This is a genomic window from Bifidobacterium tissieri (assembly GCF_002259645.1).
Classification (GTDB): Bacteria; Actinomycetota; Actinomycetes; order Actinomycetales; family Bifidobacteriaceae; genus Galliscardovia; species Galliscardovia tissieri.
The window spans coordinates 85,424-103,216 of sequence record NZ_MWWV01000006.1 but is presented as its reverse complement, the minus strand read 5'-3'; the positions used below and the strand labels follow the sequence as shown (position 1 = coordinate 103,216).

General features: G+C 61.9%; 31 protein-coding genes. 3 read left to right on the top strand and 28 right to left on the bottom strand.

Features of this window, described 5'->3' with window-relative positions; translation table 11 throughout:
- Nucleotides 1–70 precede the first annotated feature (70 nt).
- From BTIS_RS05540 to BTIS_RS05510, 7 genes are all read right to left on the bottom strand, one after another.
- Nucleotides 71–331: a hypothetical protein gene (locus BTIS_RS05540; protein WP_094663451.1), complete on the bottom strand. Its 261-nt coding sequence runs from the start codon at nt 329–331 to the stop codon at nt 71–73.
- Entirely contained in the window at nt 328–1,653 is a 1,326-nt protein-coding gene (locus tag BTIS_RS05535) for a VG15 protein (protein ID WP_094663739.1), read from the bottom strand. The genes BTIS_RS05540 and BTIS_RS05535 overlap by 4 nt, the downstream gene beginning before the upstream one ends.
- Nucleotides 1,637–3,025 carry a phage portal protein gene (locus BTIS_RS05530; RefSeq protein ID WP_245819325.1) on the bottom strand — a complete coding sequence of 463 codons (1,389 nt, stop codon included), beginning with the start codon at nt 3,023–3,025 and terminating at the stop codon, nt 1,637–1,639. The genes BTIS_RS05535 and BTIS_RS05530 overlap by 17 nt, the downstream gene beginning before the upstream one ends.
- Nucleotides 3,019–4,815, bottom strand: coding sequence for a terminase (locus BTIS_RS05525; protein WP_245819324.1), 1,797 nt, complete (start codon nt 4,813–4,815; stop codon nt 3,019–3,021). Before BTIS_RS05525 ends, BTIS_RS05530 begins: the two co-directional genes overlap by 7 nt.
- Complete coding sequence (locus BTIS_RS05520; protein ID WP_094663449.1) at nt 4,812–5,189, bottom strand: hypothetical protein; 378 nt, start codon at nt 5,187–5,189, stop codon at nt 4,812–4,814. Before BTIS_RS05520 ends, BTIS_RS05525 begins: the two co-directional genes overlap by 4 nt.
- A 30-nt stretch (nt 5,190–5,219) precedes the next feature.
- Complete coding sequence (locus BTIS_RS05515) at nt 5,220–5,834, bottom strand: bifunctional DNA primase/polymerase (RefSeq protein WP_094663447.1); 615 nt, start codon at nt 5,832–5,834, stop codon at nt 5,220–5,222.
- 315 nt (nt 5,835–6,149) lie between these two features.
- On the bottom strand, nt 6,150–6,470 hold the full coding sequence (locus BTIS_RS05510; RefSeq protein ID WP_094663445.1) for an HNH endonuclease: 321 nt from the start codon (nt 6,468–6,470) through the stop codon (nt 6,150–6,152).
- Nucleotides 6,471–6,633: 163 nt separating this feature from the next.
- On the opposite strand from BTIS_RS05510, the gene BTIS_RS11925 reads away from it, so the two are divergent.
- The 3 genes from BTIS_RS11925 to BTIS_RS05505 all read left to right on the top strand — a co-directional run bounded on the left by BTIS_RS11925 (nt 6,634) and on the right by BTIS_RS05505 (nt 7,199).
- Nucleotides 6,634–6,780: a hypothetical protein gene (locus BTIS_RS11925; RefSeq protein WP_169713064.1), complete on the top strand. Its 147-nt coding sequence runs from the start codon at nt 6,634–6,636 to the stop codon at nt 6,778–6,780.
- Nucleotides 6,781–6,853: 73 nt separating this feature from the next.
- Nucleotides 6,854–7,003, top strand: a complete 150-nt coding sequence (locus BTIS_RS11920) for a hypothetical protein (protein ID WP_169713063.1) — start codon at nt 6,854–6,856, stop codon at nt 7,001–7,003.
- On the top strand, nt 6,993–7,199 hold the full coding sequence (locus tag BTIS_RS05505) for a hypothetical protein (RefSeq protein WP_094663443.1): 207 nt from the start codon (nt 6,993–6,995) through the stop codon (nt 7,197–7,199). The genes BTIS_RS11920 and BTIS_RS05505 overlap by 11 nt, the downstream gene beginning before the upstream one ends.
- Before the next feature lie 358 nt (nt 7,200–7,557).
- Here BTIS_RS05505 and BTIS_RS05500 read toward each other — a convergent pair whose 3' ends face one another.
- The 21 genes from BTIS_RS05500 to BTIS_RS05410 form a co-directional block, all read right to left on the bottom strand.
- Complete coding sequence (locus BTIS_RS05500) at nt 7,558–8,322, bottom strand: hypothetical protein (protein WP_245819323.1); 765 nt, start codon at nt 8,320–8,322, stop codon at nt 7,558–7,560.
- An 85-nt stretch (nt 8,323–8,407) separates the two neighbouring features.
- A complete protein-coding gene (locus BTIS_RS05495; RefSeq protein WP_094663439.1) occupies nt 8,408–8,629 on the bottom strand; it encodes a hypothetical protein in 222 nt (73 codons plus the stop codon).
- Nucleotides 8,626–8,907: a hypothetical protein gene (locus BTIS_RS05490; RefSeq protein WP_094663437.1), complete on the bottom strand. Its 282-nt coding sequence runs from the start codon at nt 8,905–8,907 to the stop codon at nt 8,626–8,628. The genes BTIS_RS05495 and BTIS_RS05490 overlap by 4 nt, the downstream gene beginning before the upstream one ends.
- Entirely contained in the window at nt 8,904–9,131 is a 228-nt protein-coding gene (locus BTIS_RS05485; RefSeq protein WP_094663435.1) for a hypothetical protein, read from the bottom strand. The genes BTIS_RS05490 and BTIS_RS05485 overlap by 4 nt, the downstream gene beginning before the upstream one ends.
- Nucleotides 9,128–9,283, bottom strand: a complete 156-nt coding sequence (locus BTIS_RS11685) for an antitoxin (protein WP_143248883.1) — start codon at nt 9,281–9,283, stop codon at nt 9,128–9,130. Before BTIS_RS11685 ends, BTIS_RS05485 begins: the two co-directional genes overlap by 4 nt.
- Nucleotides 9,280–9,534 carry a hypothetical protein gene (locus BTIS_RS05480; RefSeq protein WP_094663433.1) on the bottom strand — a complete coding sequence of 85 codons (255 nt, stop codon included), beginning with the start codon at nt 9,532–9,534 and terminating at the stop codon, nt 9,280–9,282. Before BTIS_RS05480 ends, BTIS_RS11685 begins: the two co-directional genes overlap by 4 nt.
- A complete protein-coding gene (locus BTIS_RS05475; RefSeq protein WP_143248882.1) occupies nt 9,531–9,740 on the bottom strand; it encodes a hypothetical protein in 210 nt (69 codons plus the stop codon). The genes BTIS_RS05480 and BTIS_RS05475 overlap by 4 nt, the downstream gene beginning before the upstream one ends.
- Nucleotides 9,724–9,903 (bottom strand): hypothetical protein, encoded by a 180-nt coding sequence (locus BTIS_RS05470; RefSeq protein WP_094663429.1) that lies wholly within the window; start codon nt 9,901–9,903, stop codon nt 9,724–9,726. The genes BTIS_RS05475 and BTIS_RS05470 overlap by 17 nt, the downstream gene beginning before the upstream one ends.
- A 65-nt stretch (nt 9,904–9,968) precedes the next feature.
- Complete coding sequence (locus tag BTIS_RS05465; RefSeq protein WP_094663427.1) at nt 9,969–11,162, bottom strand: hypothetical protein; 1,194 nt, start codon at nt 11,160–11,162, stop codon at nt 9,969–9,971.
- Nucleotides 11,162–11,662: an HNH endonuclease gene (locus tag BTIS_RS05460; protein WP_094663425.1), complete on the bottom strand. Its 501-nt coding sequence runs from the start codon at nt 11,660–11,662 to the stop codon at nt 11,162–11,164. Before BTIS_RS05460 ends, BTIS_RS05465 begins: the two co-directional genes overlap by 1 nt.
- A gap of 173 nt (nt 11,663–11,835) precedes the next feature.
- Nucleotides 11,836–12,348, bottom strand: a complete 513-nt coding sequence (locus BTIS_RS05455) for a hypothetical protein (RefSeq protein ID WP_143248881.1) — start codon at nt 12,346–12,348, stop codon at nt 11,836–11,838.
- Between the two features lie 10 nt (nt 12,349–12,358).
- Nucleotides 12,359–12,502 carry a hypothetical protein gene (locus tag BTIS_RS11850; RefSeq protein WP_158216851.1) on the bottom strand — a complete coding sequence of 48 codons (144 nt, stop codon included), beginning with the start codon at nt 12,500–12,502 and terminating at the stop codon, nt 12,359–12,361.
- Nucleotides 12,495–13,115 carry a DUF2321 domain-containing protein gene (locus BTIS_RS05450; protein WP_094663421.1) on the bottom strand — a complete coding sequence of 207 codons (621 nt, stop codon included), beginning with the start codon at nt 13,113–13,115 and terminating at the stop codon, nt 12,495–12,497. The genes BTIS_RS11850 and BTIS_RS05450 overlap by 8 nt, the downstream gene beginning before the upstream one ends.
- A 10-nt stretch (nt 13,116–13,125) precedes the next feature.
- Complete coding sequence (locus BTIS_RS05445; RefSeq protein WP_094663419.1) at nt 13,126–13,536, bottom strand: single-stranded DNA-binding protein; 411 nt, start codon at nt 13,534–13,536, stop codon at nt 13,126–13,128.
- Nucleotides 13,536–14,603, bottom strand: coding sequence for a recombinase RecT (locus tag BTIS_RS05440; RefSeq protein ID WP_094663417.1), 1,068 nt, complete (start codon nt 14,601–14,603; stop codon nt 13,536–13,538). Before BTIS_RS05440 ends, BTIS_RS05445 begins: the two co-directional genes overlap by 1 nt.
- Nucleotides 14,603–15,562 (bottom strand): YqaJ viral recombinase family nuclease, encoded by a 960-nt coding sequence (locus BTIS_RS05435; RefSeq protein WP_094663415.1) that lies wholly within the window; start codon nt 15,560–15,562, stop codon nt 14,603–14,605. Before BTIS_RS05435 ends, BTIS_RS05440 begins: the two co-directional genes overlap by 1 nt.
- The gene (locus tag BTIS_RS05430) at nt 15,556–15,900 is read right to left on the bottom strand and encodes a hypothetical protein (protein ID WP_094663413.1); all 345 of its coding nucleotides are present in this window, start codon (nt 15,898–15,900) and stop codon (nt 15,556–15,558) included. Before BTIS_RS05430 ends, BTIS_RS05435 begins: the two co-directional genes overlap by 7 nt.
- A gap of 46 nt (nt 15,901–15,946) precedes the next feature.
- Complete coding sequence (locus tag BTIS_RS05425) at nt 15,947–16,237, bottom strand: hypothetical protein (RefSeq protein WP_094663411.1); 291 nt, start codon at nt 16,235–16,237, stop codon at nt 15,947–15,949.
- On the bottom strand, nt 16,234–16,440 hold the full coding sequence (locus tag BTIS_RS05420) for a helix-turn-helix domain-containing protein (protein ID WP_143248880.1): 207 nt from the start codon (nt 16,438–16,440) through the stop codon (nt 16,234–16,236). The genes BTIS_RS05425 and BTIS_RS05420 overlap by 4 nt, the downstream gene beginning before the upstream one ends.
- 361 nt (nt 16,441–16,801) lie before the next feature.
- The gene (locus BTIS_RS05415) at nt 16,802–17,050 is read right to left on the bottom strand and encodes a hypothetical protein (protein ID WP_094663407.1); all 249 of its coding nucleotides are present in this window, start codon (nt 17,048–17,050) and stop codon (nt 16,802–16,804) included.
- Nucleotides 17,047–17,289, bottom strand: a complete 243-nt coding sequence (locus BTIS_RS05410) for a helix-turn-helix domain-containing protein (RefSeq protein ID WP_094663405.1) — start codon at nt 17,287–17,289, stop codon at nt 17,047–17,049. Before BTIS_RS05410 ends, BTIS_RS05415 begins: the two co-directional genes overlap by 4 nt.
- Between the last annotated feature and the right edge of the window lie 504 nt (nt 17,290–17,793).

Here is a 17,793-nt window from a genome sequence, read left to right as displayed (position 1 = left end):
GGCCTGCGGGCATAAGAAAAGCCATCATGGAACTTCCATGATGGCTTTGAAAACTGTTGTGTGGAGGTGGCTATTGACGGTGCTTCTCCAGCAGGCCCTGATAGCGGTGGAGCACTACGTAATCAGGGTTCCGAGCCAGCTCGTAGACCTCGGGGGGGAGCTTCGCGTACAGTTCAGGATGCGCGTATGCCATGTCGAGAACGCTGGCCATGGCATACTCCGGTTCTCCAGCCGCGATGGCGTCCCTCGCATCATCCTCCATGTCTTCATCTAACCCCTTGGCAACCGCCAGGCACTGCTCTGCAAGGCTTTCTAGCTCATTTAATGTCATGTCGGACTTCCTTCCCCCCACCGTTTCGCCTTGCTGGGTTTGGCTTCGACTTTACCATCGAGGGTGTTTCTGGTGACATCGTTGCCCCCGACCGGATACGCTTGATTGATAATGTACTTGCCATCGACCATGTAGGCCTTGACCTCGACTTGGACGTCATTGATTGTTTTGCCCAACCAATGAAGCGCATGCTCGTTCTTCGCGGGTACTGTCCAGTCGGGATCGGCCATGACCTGACTGATGGCGCGCAGGACATCCTCTTCGGACCAGTCTTCGGGGAATTCGGTCTTGCCGATTACACCGGTTCCGTAGAGGTGTCCCCCACGTTTGCCGTCGCCCTCCCCGTGCAGGATGTGATTGGCGACTGTCTCACTCGGCGGTTGCACATTGTCGGGCCATTTGATGGTTTCGGAACTCGGCTCCTTTGGTTTCGACCGTTCCGGAGCGCGGGAGAGATCCGCTATTTTCTTCTCGAACCGTTTCCGACGCCGCTGGGCGAGGAATTCGGGCGTACTGCGGTAGGATGCGGAATCCCGGTAGTCTCCGGTCTGGCGCATTCGCGGCAGGATGCGGTCCCAGGTGCGCGGCTCGCCCTTGGGGAGGCTTTCGGCATTGCGATAGTAGTCGTCGATCCACTGCTGTTCCCGTTCGGTCGGCTGCCAGTCCCCGTACACGAGCTCGATGGTGCACCCGCAGTGCGGATGGTACTTGTGCAGCGTCCCCTCGGGGATTCCCCTCGCCGGGTTCCTCGTGGAGAGGGCTTTTTCCCGGCTGGTGTATACGGGGCCTCTGGAGACGAGCATTGCGCAGAACGCGCAGGGGCGGCCGTCCGAGACGCGCCGCCACCCGATGGCGCGCGGATCCTTTTTCGCCCATTTCTCGATCGTGGTGCGTCCTCCGGTCAGCACGGCCTCATGGAACATGCCGATGAACAGGGTGCGTGCGGCCGCGTAGGCGGCCTCCTGCGTCTGCCCCCGGGCGATATGCCACAGCACGTTCCGCATGCCGGCCCATTCGAGCTGTCTGCCCAGATGCCTCCGGTCGAACCGTGGCAAACGCACCTCGATGCCATTCGTGGAACCGGTCTCGGCCTCACGGAAACGTGGCAGATATTCGCCCGCGTCGGCGGCGCTGATCTGCCACCATGTCTGCAGCAGGTCGAGCATCGTCTCACGCCAGACCGGCTGGGAGCCCTCGAGGTCGTTCAGGTCGAGCGTCGAGTCCCACATGCGGCGTGCGCGACTGTCGGCCGCGATCGCGAGCCGTACCTGACGGCGTCGATGCTGGTCGGTCAGCAGTGCGCCCTCACTGGTCAACGCCATCCGACACCTCCGCGACCGGGGCGAGCTGGGTCTGATACGCCTGGACTGCGAGCAGGTCGGCGTCGGGGTGAGTTTCGGCGTATTCCCGCCAGCTGTCGGCGCGTGACTTGGACACGCCGGGGATCATGTCCCACAGCATCTGCCTGGGCACTCCCAGCATCTGGGCGGCCTTGCCGAGCGCGTCGACCGCCTGGTTGATGGTCCTCACGTCCGTGTCCTCCCAGATCGGGGTCAGGTCGAACCGGGACGCGTCCAGCATGCGGCCCTCGACGGCCGAGCACAACCGCAGCACGTCCATGTGGCTGACCCCGAACGATTTCTGCCGTTCGTCGCGTTTGGCGTAGAATCCGGCGCGGCTCTCCGCGATGCCGGCGTCACCGACGTTGACGAGCTTGCCGAACGCCGTGGTCGGGGTCTGCGAGACCGCGGCGAGCTCCTCCACGTCGGCCTGCTTTGCCTCGATGAGGCTGGACAGCGTGGTCTCGGGCAGGGTGCCGAACTGGACGCCCTCGCCGGCGACGAGCATGTCGTCCTGCCGCAGATCCATCTTCTTGTCGGCGCGCTGCTGGTCGGTCAGCGAGCTCATGTCCAGGCCGGTCGCGGTCCGCACCTTCCAGCTGTTGTAATGCTGGGCGAGCAGACGATCATAGTTGTCCTTGTTGAGCCGGCCTGCGAGAGGGATGAGTGGTTCGACCTCGCCGGGGGCGCGTCCCTGCAGATCGATGTCGTTGAGGTAGCGGACCACGGGGCAGACCGGATCGCCGTTCGCATCCCGAGCGTCATGCTGGGATACGCCAGCGAACCGGTATGCGCCCTCGCGCCGCTCCCACGCCCACACGTTCCACGCGTCCCACAGCTCATAGCTCTCCGCCTGCGGTGAGAGCGTGCGGACCCGGCAGAACAGTTGCGGCCACGTGTCGCGCGCCGGATCGTCGTAGAGGGCGATGCCCTCGCGGGGGCTGCAGCAGTCGATCACGGCACCGTTGGCTCCGGAGCGGACGCACGCGTACGCGGTGCCGTACGCGATCGCGGCCTTGTGCAGGCTCATCTGCTTGCGGCCCATCCGGTTCGCGACCCATGGATGCCAGAACGCGCGCGCCGCATCACCTTCGGTGCCGGGGATGTCTACGCCTTCGAGGTAAAGGGTCTGGCTGATGGTCGTGATCACGAGCCGGAGCCATGGGGTAACGCCCATGTCCCGCAGCATGCGATGCTCCTGTGTGGCCTTCTTCAACCGGATAGGCCTTGGATGCCACCGCCACCAGCGGTCGATCCTGTCCAGTGCCGGCTGCTGGTCGCCGTAGGCCGGCAGCAACAGGGTGCGCAGCGCGTCGAGCGCCTGCACGTCGTTCTCGTATGAGGTGGTCACCATACCTGTCCGGCTCCTCGTTTCCTCGTGTTCAGATATTCACGCCGCATGCCACGCGCGGCGATGGCGCAGAACGCCAGATCGATCTTGCGTCGGGACTCGCGCCCCTCCTTGGCGATGCTCATGCCGGCGCGCGTGGGCTGACGGCGTGCGTTGAGCATGTGGGCGCGCAGTCTGGCGTCCCCGTCATGCGGGAAATCATGGTCGACGATCGCCGTATACGCCTGGTCGACGTAGGCGACGAACCGTTTCTGCACGTCCAGCCGGACCATGTCGAACATGACCGCATGCCGGTCACGGCCCGATGGTTGCGCCCAGATGCGCAGCCTGCGCGAGAAGTCGCGATGCCACTGGTCGAACAGCGGATCCCAGTAGTGCAGTCCGGTCTCGTCGTCCAGCACGTGGCTGGGGTCGCCCCAGAAGCCGACGACCCGATACCGGTCCATGGCGGTGCGCACGGTGTCGTCGACGCTCTCCCTGGGCACGGTCCACTGGTCGCCGCGCTTGCCCGGCGGCCGCTGCCACAGGCCGAGCGGTTTGACGAACCCGTCGGACAAGCGGCATGCCACCAACGCCGTCGCGTCGTCGGTCAGCGAGCAGTCGAGGAACATGACGATCTCCTCGCCTGCCTCGAGCCTGAGTTCGGGATGCTCGTTCGCGTCCCATTCCTGACTGGTGACGAACGCGTCCTCGGGGGCCTCGCACTGGTTGAACCATTTGCGTCGGGACTCGCTGACGGGGTTCTTCGGGTTGATGATGTCCTTGACGATCTTCGCAGTGCTCAGCCAGGTCGAATCGCCGCGCACGTCCTCGACGACCTTCGGGATCGACTCCTCGGTCATGGGAGTGTCCGGCGCGGCCTCGATCGAATCGTAAAGGAGGCCGAAATCCATGTACTTCGGGCGTCGTCCCTGATCGGAGGACGTGGGATCTCCCTGCGTGCCCTCCCACGCCTCCCGCACACGCTGGGCGACGGAGTCCTCGCCGTCCCGGTAGGCATTGCAGATGTCGAGGGTCTTCACGTTCACGCTCGCCTCGGACTTCGCGGCGTTTCCGGACAGGACGCCGTCCATGTCGTGGCCGCCGTTCGACGAGTTCCAGTTCTGCGTCTCGTTGCGGATCAGGAACGTGGGGCGTCCGCCCTCCAATGCGAGCGGCGAACTGGTGACGGCCTCGATCTGTCGGCTGTCGCCGAGCGCGTACATGTTGAGCTTGCCCAGCTGGATGCCGTAATGGCGGCGGGTCTCCGCGGGGATGAGGCCGGGCAGCAGCTTCATCGTGTTCTTGGTCTGTTCCTGGCTGACTGCGCACACCTGCACCCACGAGTTGGGCTCGTCGCGGCCTATGGGTGTTCCGTCTCCGTCGAAGTGGTCGAACGTGAGATCCGCGAAGCAGGAGCACACGGCCCCTCCGGCGGCCATCGGGTCCTTGCCCCACCCTTTGAGCCGCTGCAGGACCGCGGTGTCGTGCAATGGGACGCCGTGCTCGTCGAGCGCGTAGTACCACAGCCAGAACCTTGCCTGCTCGAGCGTCCACTTCCACGGGGCGCGGCGTTTCGAGTCGCGCAGCCAGTAGCCGCTCCATGCGAGCAGGTTCCAGCCGAGCGTCCGTTCGGGCAGCAGCCAACCGTGCTCGTCTCGCCGCCAGGTGGGGCCGATCAGCGTCGGGTTCGTATGCCAGGCGCGCGCCGGCTCATGGTCGAGCGCGGCGCGATACCAGGCGATGATCTCGTCGTATTCACTTTGACGGTCGGGGATGTAGGCTGCGCTTCGTTTCAGCAGCCTTGCCATCATGCCTCCCCGTACGCCTTGTGCCACCTGCTTTGCGCGACGTCGCGCATGCGGGCGGACCTGTCTCCGTCCTCGTTGCGCGCCGGCTCGTCGTCGGGCAGATCAAGCTTTGCCAGCAGGTTCATCAGATGCGCCTCGTCCGCGCGCAGCTGGGGCAGGAGCGGGTGGGCGACGATCTGTCCCTGGGAGCCCTTCGTGGTGAGCTGGCCGCCGATGGCGCGGCGTTCCTTGGAGATCCGGTCGGCCGTGTATGCGGCGGTCTCGAGGAGTCGCAGCTCGGCGGGGGAGAAGGAGTACTTCTCGGTCAGTTCTCTCCATAGGCGCTGTCCGCGCCCGTCCTTGATGAGCCCGGAGGGCATGCGGGGGGAGGTCATCATGTCGGCGTTTCCCCCTTTCCGTGACTGTGGTTATGCGAGTCGCTGCAGGACGTCGAACAGGAACGTCAGGTCGGCTAGGCTGCCGGGGCTGTCGTGCCAGACGCGGCCCGTGTACGTGACGTACCTGTCTCGTGAGTAGGCCTCGGCGTTCATCAGTCCGCGCACCCTGACTCCGGTACGCTCCGCGGCGCGGCCCCAGATGTGCAGTCCGTCTCCCGACGGGCTGATCTCGATGTATGTGCGCCCCTCGACTGGGGCGAGGATCATCCTCGCCCAGTCGGCGAGATGGTTGCGGCTGTCGTAGCAGTGGTCAAGGTCGATGCATGCGAATCCGTCGCCGAGTGCGAACCCCAGGCCGTCGCCCACTGTGGACGCCTCGGCCTCGATGAGCGTCGCCCATGTGGCCGGATCGGTGCTGGATGCGGGGCTTCCGTCCATGCGGACGGGCAGTTTCGTGGTCCCGTCGCCCCGTGTGACGCGCTTCCAGCGGACCCACCTGTCGGCCATGGCCATGTCGGCGGGCACTCCGGGCTTGCGGCGCGCCCTGCTGGAGGCCATACGGCACGCGTCGGAGCAGTAGCGGCGTTTACGGCCACGTCCTGGGTTCTCGGCGAGCTCCTGCCCGCAGAATTCGCATTGCGTCATACCCCAATTATATAACGTAACACCGCTAAAAAACTTTAAAATCCTATATTTTTCAAGTTTTTTACCTAAATTGTAACATCGCTGAAAAACGTAACAGCGATACGAAAAAACACCCACGGACAAGCCGAAAACAGCCCTGTGGCACACAAAAACAGAGCCCTGAAAGCCGGTCGGGCACAAAGGTCGAAAGAATACCGAAGGCCGCCAAAAACCCATCCTGTGACGCATGCATGACCGGAGGTGCTATCCGGCGGTTCCACCGAGCAAGCCGGGGAGTCCTCCCCCACCGGCCTAGGGGCCATTCTAGGCCGCAGGTCAGACGTCGATTGTTCCGGGATGTCGCTCCCGTGGGTGTCGTCGCATCGCGGTCCGGAGTGTGTTGCGTTGCGCGTTCTCACGTTCGGTCTTGAGCTTGTGGCATGCGTGCGACAGCCATTGCAGGTTGTCGAGGCTGTGGTCGTCGCCGGCGATGATGTGGTCGCAGTCAGTGCCGATGCCGTCGCAGTCCGGCGCATGATGTTTTGCCTGGCATCGGCCGTGGGCGCGGGTCCTGACCTTGGCTCGGATGACCGGCCAGTCGCTTGGCAGCCTGGCGCTTCTGTCGCTGGTGTTCCAGCGCGTGCGACGGTGGGGCATGGGGCCTCCCCTTGGGGTGGAGGGGGTGTTCGGATCTGCCGGGCGCATTGGTTGCAGGGTCCGGGAAATCGTTGGAATCACCGGCGTGTCGAGTGCCTTTCGAATTGCGTAACTATAGTCATTGCGTTACTATAGATATGTCGGGCAAGGAAAGGAGGTGAACATGGAACAGATCACGGAGCTGCTCAAGGCCATCGGGGAATTCCTCTCCGGTCTGGGCGCGACGCTCGCGCCCATCGCCGCCGTGGCCGTCGCGTTGATCGCGAAGAGCAGGCCGCGAAAGCCGTCGGATAAACGGCGCAAGCGGTAGAAAGAGCCGTGGATTCCGGATACTCCTACTATCCGGAGCCACGGCTCCACTCCCAACTATTCCATGGAACATCATGAACGGCAAGATAGGAATCATCGCACTCATGTTCGGCGTCGTCAGCCTCATGCTGGCCGTCTCATCCCGGACCATACCTGCGGGGGTGTTCGGCCTGTGCGCGGGCGTGCTGGGATATCTGGCGGGAAGGATAAACGATGGCGACTGAATACCTCGGCGTCAAGCAGGCCGCCGAACGCCTCGGCATCACCAGCGGCGGTCTGCTCAACCTCAAACTCCCCGAACCGGACGCGACCATCGGCCGCACGCGCGGCTGGCTTCCCGAGACGATCGACGAATGGAACGCGAACCGTCCCGGCCGTGGTGTCGGCGGCGGCAGGCCGCGCAAACGCCCGAAGGAATGAGTAGCCGTGCCGCGTCCCCGCTGACTGCCGACGGGGATGCGGCACGTGTGAGTTGAGAGAGGTCGGCGTCGACGAACTGGACGGTCTCCACGTGCTGGCTGTCCGGCATATGGTCCGGATCGTTGACGGCATGCGCGTACAGGATGCTCATATGACTCCCCCATCATTGGAAAAAGATTCATGGTGATACGTGTTCGCCCCCGCTGGCGGCTGCCTGGCGGGGGCGAAACGGAAGTTTCCCTCGTGAGAAAAGGAAGAGAGACTACTCATTGGGCCCATCGGACCCACTAGTCCCACTGCAATTATCGGTGACAGTCGCCGAAAACACAAGTCCCGGCGAATGATAACGCCCCTGTCGTTAGACAATTTCGTGGGGTGCGCGCAGCAGCCGGTACACGTCGCAGTACGCGACCAGCCCATCATCATCCGCGGCCAGCCGTCCACGTCTCGCCCATTGGCTGATCGTGTTGCGTCGCACGTGGATGCCGGCGTCCATGAACGCGCGTGCCACCATGGCCGGAGTCCCCCGCTTCGACTCGTCGAAGCACAGGCGTTCCAACCGTCGCATCTTCACCGTGCGTACGCGTTCGACGCTCCCGCAGGTGGGGCAGGTGACCCACTGGTCGCGCTCGCCGGCGGTGAGCATGGTCGCGCAGGTTGGGCATGGGCCGATCTCGCGTCCGGGGGTGGGTGGGTCGAGGATCATGTCCGCCTGTCTGGCGAGTCGTTCGGTGACGTGCAGGTAGAGGCCGGCGTCCGGGAAGGTGGCGAGTCTGGGGTGTCCCGCGCAGTGCAGGAGCGTGGTGTGCAGGTCGCGCGGCGGCGTGTCGGTGGCGTCGGGGTGTGCGTCGGTGCCGTCGAGTCTGCGGGCGAGCTCGTAGATGGTCGAGTCGAGGATGTCCAGCATGTCGAGCACGTCGAGCCTGATCGGCGTGGGTGGTACGGCGTTTTTGGCTCGTGTCGGCTGGTGGCCTCCGGGGTGGATGGTGGCGTCCAGTGCTGCACGCAGTGGGGCGAGATCGCATGCGAGGCGGAGCAGGAGCATGCAGAAGCGTAGTTCGCATGTCTCGCATAGCGTGTGGTCCGGGTCGATGCTGGTGTGGCAGTGACGGCAGGTGTTCACGAAAAGGCCTCTCATTCCGACGGTTGGTAGACTGGATTGTGCGGATTCCCAGCCTCATGCCCTGTCGGGTGTGAGGCCCTTTTTTTCATGTGAGCAGGGGCAACAGCCATGCTGCTGCCTGATAGCAGACGAACAGCAGCCCCGCGATGACGGCCTCGAAGGCGCAGACGATGATGAAGGCGGTGAACAGGTCGTCGCCCCCCGGATGCCCTGGGGTCTCGGCATACCTGTTGGCAAGCAGGAAGGTGGGCAGCCCGACCGTGAGACAGAGCAGGATGAAAAGCAGCAGGGTGAGTGCGATGATCATGATCCCTCCTCCTCGTCCCGGTAGGGGTTCTCGAGCAATGGGTCGACTCGCGCGTCGTTCGCTGCGGAGCGGACGGCGTTCATCCCGTAGATGACTCCCTCGGCCCATGCCTTGGCTCCCACGGTCTGCGCGATCGTATGATCATGCCGGGCGAGCCATGCGGTGATCCTGTGCCGGCGCAGGTCGATGTCGTCGGGATCCGACGCGAACGCGTGCGCATAGTCGTGGATGATGCTCGACAGGCTGACCTGCTCGTCACGTGTGGTGAAGATGCTCATACCGCCTCCCCGGGAATGTCGCCCGTCTCGACGAGTGTCGTGACGTCGGTCTCGATGCCGGTGCCCTCGTAGACGGCGTCGGCGAGCGCCTTCACGTCCTCGCTGGTGTACGTGTCGTCCGTCCACTGGTTGGGCACGATGGTCAGGTCGAGGTTGTCGAGTTGGTTCTGCAGTGCGTCCGTGAGTTGTCGGCGGGTGATGATTTTTGCCGTGGGGGTGCTCATTGGCGGCCCTCTCGTTGGGTTTCGTATGTGGCGATGATGGCTTCGATCTCCTCGCGTGTGGCGAATGGGATGAGGGGCGCGATCTCGTCGATCGTGTAGTGGTTGCGATGCCATTTGATGATCATTTCCCGCGTGTATGCCTTCACCGTCATGACTGGCTTCTTTCCCTGAGTACGTTGATGGATCGGAGGGTGAGTCCGAGTGTGTTTGGCTGGGTCGGGGCGCCGATCAGGATGATGGGGATTTGGAAGTCCTGGTCGGTCATGATGGTCATGGGGCCGATGTGGTGGATGGTCAGGCGGCTGTCGACGACGCTGCCTGTCCAGGTGCGGGCGATGAATCGTCGCCCGTCGAGTTGTTCGGCGGTCAGGGACTGCCAGTTGATGGATTCGCTGACGTTCATTGGATCTCGATTCTGGTGTGGGGCGCGCGGCTGGTGAACTTGGGATCGTTGGTTTTGCAGGGGTAGACGCGGTTGGTGCTGCCGTGCCTGGCGTCGCCGCTGGTCATCCATTTGTCGTTTTCGCGGATGAGTTGGGCGGTGTCGTCGGCGATGATCCACAGGTCGCCGAACGCGTCGAGGTAGAGTCCGTCACGCATCGTCATCATGGTCTCCTTGGAGTTGGTCGAGGGTCCAGTCGAGGGCTGTCATCCAGCCGGAGATGTATCCGAGGACGCATGCTTCGGCCGGGGTTTGGTTGGTTAGGTGGAGTTGTTGCATGGCTTGGATGGCGAGGTCGAGCAGCCAGTCGGGTGTGTCTAGTGGGTTCATTCGTGTTCTTTCCTGTTGTGCTTGCATGCCTCAAATCTTCACGTAATGATGGCGCGAAGCGGTTTTTATGGCACTCCGGTAGAAGTATTAGGGTGCGCGTCTGCCGGCGTCTTGGCGGCCTGTTTTTCGCGTTCCTTGAGTTTGGTGCCGCGACGCCACAGCTTGTACCACTCGTCCGGATAGCGTGCACGAGCCAATGCCTGCGCCTTCTCGGGCAGTTCCAGGGCGGCGAGCTGGCATTCCTCGTCCCGCCAATGCCGGCACAGGTAGTCCACGTCGCGCATGTTGCGCTCGTGCCGCTTGGCCTCGGCCTCCTGCCGCGGATCCACGGGCATGGGCTGCGACGCCCAGTCGATCTCCCAGTAGGGGCGCTTGCCGGACGGGCCGCCGCCACGCACGTAGGTCGCGAACTCCGTCACATAGCGCGGCTCCGACTGATGCTCGACGTACGCGCGGCAGCGGGCCACGAACCAGTCGACGATGTCCGGCTGGCTGCCGGCGACGCGCAGGATCGCGTCCGACTGCAGGATGATGCCCGGCTCATACGAGCGGCCGCGGAACTTCACCGCCGGGTAGAACTCGCGTACACGGCGGACGATCTCCTGCGCCTGCTCGAAGCTGATCGCATGATCATCGGCCGTGTTCTCCCGGATGGCCTCGGTCTCCTGCTCCTCCTCGCCGGCCCCCTCGACGGAGGGGGTTTGGGGGAGGGAGAATTCTTCGTTAGAAGAATTCTTATCTGTATCTGTATCTGTATCTGTATCTGTATCTGGCTTCGTTTTGCTTCGCGGCTGCTTCGGTTCTGCTTCACTGATGCTTCGCGGCTGCTTCGGTTCTGCTTCACTGATGCTTCGCGGCTGCTTCGGTTTGCTTGCCGGTTGCTTCGCGTAGCGTGATTCGCCGGATGCCTTGCCGCCTTGGCGGCCGGCCTCGGCCTTCCTCTCCTTGGCCGCCTCCACGTCCGCGCGGGAACGTCCCTGAGCCTCGACGAAATCGTGCAGCCATAGGGTTCCGTTCTCGTGCTTATCCAACAGGTGCGCGTCGATGAGTGCGTCGATGTCCTCATCGGAGGCTCCGAGCAGGCACTTCAAGTGGAAGCGTGACAGTTCGCCGTCGTTCAGCTCTCCCGCGCAGTACGAAATCGCGAAAGTCCATACGGCGAACGCGGACGGATGTTCCATCGCGAGAGTCCGGACCTTCTCGTTCTGCCACAGGCGCGTGCTGATCTTCGCAAACGTCTCCATATTGTTTTTCGCCATCACAGCACCTTTTTCCTGAAGTCGATTTCCCGTGTACCTTTCCAGGAGTTGCAGGACCGGCACAATGTCTGAAAATTCTCGATGGAATCCACACCGCCGTCTGACCACGGATGAACATGGTCTAACGACAGATTCTCGGCGCTCCTGCATCGGAGGCATTTCCACTCGTCCCGCGAGTACACGGCCAGGCGGATTGAATCAGGGATGTAGGCTCTGGTGTCGGGCCCGAGGTAGTTGCGCAGCACATACATGCCGGGTTCGTCTTCGGCTGGCTGGAGCATGCCGGATGCGACGAGATCCACTACGTCCTGTTCGGTGGCGCCGAGCACGTAAAGGAGCGTGTCCTCGTCGATCCGGCCGTCGGTCGCATGATCGGAGCACCAGCTGATGGCAAGCACGTGCAGGAGCGCGGCGGCCGGATTACGGCGGCGCAGCTTAAGGATGCCCTTGTCCTGCCAGTAACCATTGCTGAGGCGGGCGTAGCCCTTCCTATCGGCCATGCCATGTTCCTTTCCTCATGCGGTCGATCATCAGCCGCAATTCCGGGTCCAGTCTGACGGCGTCCTCGATGCTGAACGCCGGTTTGGCTGGTTTCACGGTTTTCGTTCTGGTTGGTTTGTCGGCCCACGGGGTTCGTGAGCCGACATAGGATTTCGGCGTGCGCGGCATTGGTCTACTCCGGGCCCAACGGCAGCCCATGGTTGAACAGTCTGAAGAGACTACTGCAGGGCATGCCGACGAGATCGTTGGCGATCATCGCCTGCGTAGGCTGGATCAGCGAGGGGCGGAATCCCGTCATGTTGTGCCGGCAGAGACGGTAGTAGTCGTTTTCGAGGATGATGCCGAGCTGACTGCCGCCGTTGCGTACGAGCCGGTCGCCCACCTGGTCTCGTTTTTTGATCAGGACGGGCCACGGGCTGTCGATGTTGCCGGCTTCGGTGATGGCCTCGCCGAATTCCTTGACGACGCCGCGGGGCGCGCCGTCCTTGCCGTTGCGTGTGGCTTTGCATTCGATGCACACGCGGTCACCGTCGAATCGGAGTCCGACGATGTCACCCTGATCGTGTTTGCCGTGCAATCGTGAGCGGACGATGCGATCATCTTGGAACGCCCACTGGAGCCATTGCTCCATTTGTGTTTCGAGGCGTTGCCCGGCTGCTTTCGCACTGGTCCTACTGCGTGTCATGTCCTGCCCCTTATGGTTCAAGTCCGTATTCGTCGTAGGCGCGGTCACGCCAGTAGGGGCATCGGCCGAGCGAGTCCAACGGGCTGCCGCAGTCGGGGCACACGTCGTCGTCCATGCCGTCCGGCGTCTCCTCGACGAGTCTCCAATCAGTCATCGTGTTCCTCCCCCGCTTCGATCTGCAGTGTGTCAAATGATGGCTGCTGGGTGGGGAACACGTGCTTGATGGATTCGATGGTCTCCTCGACGGTGAATTCGTCCGTGCAGGAGAGCCAGTTGCCGGTGAATTTGAAGCGTTGGCCGCAGGAGCGGCACCAGTATGGTGCCGGCGTGTTCTTCAGCAGGCGTTCGATCTCCTCGATGTCGGTCATGCCCTCCACGCAGCCGAAGATCGCGGCGCCGCAGCGCGGGCATTTCGACCATGGTGGTCGTTTCACGGCGGGTTTCGCCGAGGCGAACAGTTTTTTGAGTGCGGTTTCGGTCGGGCCGAACACGAGCGGCCACTGGTCGATGATCCCCTGCCAGCGTTGACTGGGGTGGTTCTCGAAATCGTCACGGAACGTGTCGAGCTCCTCCATGCCGTTGAACACATAGCGGCCGGCCATCCACAGCATGCATGCGAGCACGCTGTCGGGATAGTCACTGTTGAGTCGGACGCGGACGGTGAGCCGGGTGTCGAACGATAAGCCGGATTCGATCTCACTGACCGTGAGGTTCACGTGCGGGTTCACGGACAGTAGAGTCCATGGGCTCTTCTGCTTGTCTGCCATGATCTCCTCCTTAGAATGCATAATCGCCGTTGTCGGCGGCCCATGGGTCGCCACTGGTGGTGGCTTGCTGTGCGGGTGCCGGCTGGCCCTGCTGCTGTGGTTTGTTGATGAATCCGAGTGCCTGCGCGTAGCAGCGGAGACTGCTGCGCTCCGCACCCTGCTTGTCGGCCCAGAAACGCTGCGACAACAGGCCGTAGACAAGGACTCTGACACCCTTATGCACGAATGGGAGCTGTTTCGCGGCGCCGGGCGCGCATTCCACGTCGATCCACATCGTGCCCAGGTCAACCCACTGGTGCGTGTCATCGAAATAGCCCTGCGAGACGGCGACGCTGAACGTGGTCACGCTGCTACCGTTGTTGAACGTGCGCGTGTTGGGTTCGCCTCCCACGTTGCCCTGAAAGCAGATGTTTACCGCCATTACTCACCGTCCTTCGCGGTGTCGGGAACGGGGTCGAAATCATTGAGCACCTTGTCGATCTCCGCCTCCGACATGTCCGTGAACGCGCTGACGGGACGGTTGACGATCTTGGATACGGTCTGGCATGCCTCCTGTTCGGACGCGACGCCCAGTGCTTTGAACCGGTCGATCAGGTCGGACAGTTTCGCCTCACGCTGGTCGGCCTGCGCGGACTCCCCCGACTCCGGTTCCGCTTCGGATTCGTTGTCGGGCGTGGTGTCCACGACGGTGGTCATGGCGTCGGTGATCTGCGGGGTGAGCACGTCGGAATAGTCGGGCGTGGTCTCGTCCACGGTGGTGGCGGTCTTGGCTTCGACGCTGACTGGCAGGTATTTGAAGCTGCGGCGGATCAGCGTTTTCAATCCCATTTCGACGAAGTTCGTGGCCCATGGTCCGCTGATCGCGTTGCCGCGTCGCTTGGAGCGGGGCGCGTACAGGTCACGGTACGCTTCGAGATCCTTGCGGCTCATGTAGGCGGCGTAGGTGCCGCCGTTGGGCAGGTCGATGCTGAGGAACACGAACTTGAGCTTGCCGGGCGAGTGATCGGCGTCGAGGTTGATCTCGTCGGGGCATTCGATGTAGGGCGTGCCCTTCGCGTCCATCCTGAGTTTCACGCCGTCGTCCTCGTAGACGGCTACCGGCTGCGCGTAGATACCCGAGTTTTCGAGTAGTTTGAGCATGCCCTTGTAGCCGATCACGAATGTCGCGTCGGGCTGGCCTCCCTGATGGTTCTTATTGCCGTAGGGGAGGATGTACGCCTGTCCGAGACCATCCACGTTGGAGGGCTTCAATCCGAGGGCGGCGCACTGCATGAAGCATGAGAGCACGCTTACCGGTGTGCAGTTGCGCAATGCGGGTTCGCGGTTGATGCTGCTGATGCAGTATTGCAGGAGCATGTCGGGCTTGAGGTTGCCGCCGATGACGCGCTGGATCTGCGGCCATGAGGCGCGCACCATGTCCCTGATGTCGCGCTCCGTGGTGTTGGCGGTGAGCTGTCGGCCTTGCGTGGCCTGTGCGAGCTGTCCCATTAGTTGTTCTCCTTGAGTTGTTTGACGTAGAAGCGACGCTGGTCGTACGCGGGTTTCGCCGGACGCGCCGCCTGCTCCTTGAAATGGATGGTTCGGTAGCCGACCTGCCAGTGGGGTGAGACCAGACCCTCGCGGTCCCCTCCGACGAGCTGCTTCAACCGGTCGGCGATCTTCGCCTTGGATTTACGCGCGTCCGATTCGGCCTGCGCGTAACTGTCGTACAGGGCAGACAGCTGGTCGAAGTCCGTGTCCTCGACCTGCTCGAATCCCTCCGGGTAGGGCTGTTGTTCCTGGACTCGGTCCACGTCCGTGCCGGTGAGCTGCGGCATCTGGTTGGTCTCAACGAGATGCCAGAAGTCGTCCACCGCCTTATCGACCGCGGCAATGTCCTGCTCGTCACGTTCCACCGTGAATTCTCTGAATTCACGGTTGCCGATGAGTACTACGACGTAGGCTTTTGGCCAGCCTGTCACGCTAAGATAGTGCGTCACTTGAGTGAGGTAGTAGTCGGGTACGCCGTCCTCCCAATCAGCGGCCCTGAATTCGGAGCACGTCTTGCATTCCAGGACTGCATAATTGGCTGGGTCATTGCGTTTTGTTCCGAGCACTCGGCAGCGTCCGTCTAACGATGCCTGAGCCCATGGGCGTGTCTTGCTGCGGAGCATTCCGTGGACCTGCTGAACTTCAAGTTCCGGGTGTTGCCGCTGAAACCATTTACGTACGACGTCCTCAAGTGCGTTGCCAACGAGAATGGCGGGCTTGTCACTGATGTCTTCGGGGATAACACGCCCAGTTTTTTCATCCCATACATCTTTCGGAGTCCCGAAGGAGCTGATGCCCATAATTTTCGCGACATCGGATCCGCCGACCCCCTTGTTGCGAGCCTCATGCCAGAGTTGATTGATGGTTGCATTGTTCCCGGTGAATCTGATCACCGTATAGGGTTTCTCGCTTACCATTGCGGCTCCCCCGACGTCTTGTTGCTGTAGTCGTAGGTGAATGCCTGCGCGGTGTTGACCACGTCGCGCAGCAGATTGGCGAACCGGGCCACGGCCGCATAGTCGCAGGCATCCCAGCGATCATCCATGGTCTCGCCGATGGCGTGATAGATGTTATCGAGCTGGGCGATGGAGTAATGGAAGTCATCCTCGGCGAACTCCAGATCGTCGCCCACCCCCGTGCGGCGGAGACGCTTCAACTGGTCCTTATCGGACTTGAACGCCTCGATAAATTCGTCGAATGCCTTCCTGACATTTTCAGGCAGATCATCCGGTTCGATATGCTGGATTTTAGCCATGGTTTTTCTCCTTTATTTCCTGTTTGTTTTCCTGTGGTTTTGTTGCTTATATTTCGTCGCCCTTCCATGCCCAGATTCCTGCGAATCCGAGGAATGCGGTGACGCCGATCGCGTAGGCCTCCCACGGCTGGTAACCGTGGAAATACAGCCAGACGCTCCAGACGAGGCCGGCGAGGGCGAGGAGCGCGAGGAGCCCGCCGAGCAGGATGACGAGCAGGTAGCCGATTCCGGTGAGGATCCTCCCGTAACGCGTCCAACGGGTGAGCCTGTAATTGGACGAGGCGCTCTTCCTGGTCGGTGGTTTCGGCGGGTTCAGGGGTGCGAACTGGGGGTTCATCGACGGCCTCCCCTCTGCTGTTTGATGTCGCCCAGGTATTCGTGGATGCTTTGGACGCTGATGAGGATGGTGCGGCTTCCACGCTGCTGGCGGGCGCGGATGGATCCGCTGCGGATGAGACTGTCGAGGGTTTCAACGCTGACGCTGAGGAGTCGTGCGGCCTCGTGTCGTTTGACCGCGAGGGGTTCCATTGGTTGACTCATGGTGATATCCTCCTGAATTGGTGTTTGATTTCACTGCCCCCGGTTGCAGCGGGGGCTTTTTGTTTGCATTGCTGCGTGCCTGCGCCCGGAGTCGAACCGGGACCATTCCGACGCGAAGCAAGGGAAGTCATCGGAATGGGGCCGGGAGGTCGTGGAGCAAACCGATCCGAAACCACGACGATCCCCGCAGGCTAGGCGGCCGTCCGCCGGTATCCTTGTTCCCAAAATGTGTGGGTGGTCCAAGAGATCAAGGCAATGCCGGTTTCGGGCCATATCCCCTATCGGATCCACGTCGGTATGCGGTAAGCGGGCGTTGAGACGTGGACACGGGTGGTGTCATGCGACCACAGGGAAGCATTGTTCAGTTGTCGGAATCAGTGTCGTTGTCGATGGTTTTGAGGATCGTTTCGGCGATCGTGCGCAACGTCTCCGTGTCGTACGTTCGACTCCAGTCGCCGTGCGGGCCGACCGCGATCATCCAACCATCACCGGAGCGTTTCATGCTCAACAGGCCGATCTGCCGGGTCACGACCGTGTAGACGGTCACGTAATCGCCACTGTCGTCGATCTGCCAATGGAAACGAGGGGCGTTCGATGTGTCGCCGATCATGCCGCTACCCCCATGCGGGAATCAGCCAACATCAAGGATGCCTTAACCAAATCCACGAATGAGATGCTGAGGAACTGTGCCACCTTGTCCACTTCGTCGGTGGTGAGCATCCCGGTTGCCAGTTTGCTGTAAACGGTCTGCTGGGTCACCCCCCACACGTCAGCCAACTCGCGCTTGCTGTGGCCTCTGCGAGCCAGCTCGGCGGAGATGCCCGCTGCGATTTGCTTGGATGTGTTCATCCGATGTCCTTTCGATCTCGATAGCTTCACTCTACCTATTTAGATACAGTCTGTCAACTCAGATAGGTAGATTGTTGCAAAAATTACCTAAATAGTATAATTTTGGGTACATGGGCAGAAACAGCAAAGATGAAGTAACGCCAATGAGCAGAGCGATTATCGACGTGTCGCGCGATCTCTTGGGACAAAGCGACATGTCGGCGTTGAGATTCTTCGAGGAATCGGGATTCTCTTCGAACTACTGGTACAAACGGATGAGGTATGAGGCCCCGTTCACCACGTCCGACGTGGACCGGATAGCCGATGTGTTCGCAACGTCCGCGCTTGCCATCTATATAGCTGCGTCAAAAAGAGTCAAGGAATGATCTAGTCTAGTGCATGTCCGGCTCCTTTCGTTGGGCAATGCTGCACTGGGGCGGCGTCAGGCTTCCAATCTGGGCGTCGCCTTTTTTCTGTGCCCACACGATCGAACGCACGTTCACCCTGTGGGGTGTCCAATACCGT